At 37.8% G+C, this 437-nt stretch carries 1 protein-coding gene; it reads right to left on the bottom strand.

The features are described from left to right. Positions 1-164 precede the first annotated feature (164 nt). Positions 165-437, bottom strand: a 273-nt coding sequence (locus LI241_RS15565; RefSeq protein ID WP_227161099.1) for a hypothetical protein, incomplete at its 5' end; no start/stop codon positions are given.

The following is a 437-nucleotide window of genomic DNA, read 5'->3' on the forward strand; positions in this document are numbered from 1 at the left end:
ATTTTCAGAGATATCAATATGAACTTCGTCAACAGAAAGAAATTCAGGAAGTTTCAATCGTGGCAAGTCAACGAAAGCAGTGAAAATATCATGAATCTTCGTATCTGAAAGATGAAACTGCCTGGCAATAGATGCAGAGGAACGGCTGAGATCCTTCATAGCTTCTAGGATGAGCATAGGTGTAATATCAGTAGATTGTTTATATGGCTTGAAGAAAGGATAAGATTCATTGACATAAGTCTTACAGTTAGTGCATTTCCACTTTCTCTGGCTAACGATAAAGATAATGCAGGTAGAATCCTGTAAAATAGGGTGTTTGATTTTTCTCTTATAGATGCCTTTAGAAGCATCCTGCATGAGCAGTTAGGGCAGTAAGTGGGTATAGGCGGTCTTGAAATATAGACATATTTCGTATCGCCAGCAACTTCAACATTATC

Origin of the sequence: Longicatena sp. 210702-DFI.1.196 (assembly GCF_020563125.1) — a bacterium.
GTDB lineage: Bacteria > Bacillota_I > Bacilli_A > Erysipelotrichales > Erysipelotrichaceae > Longicatena > Longicatena caecimuris.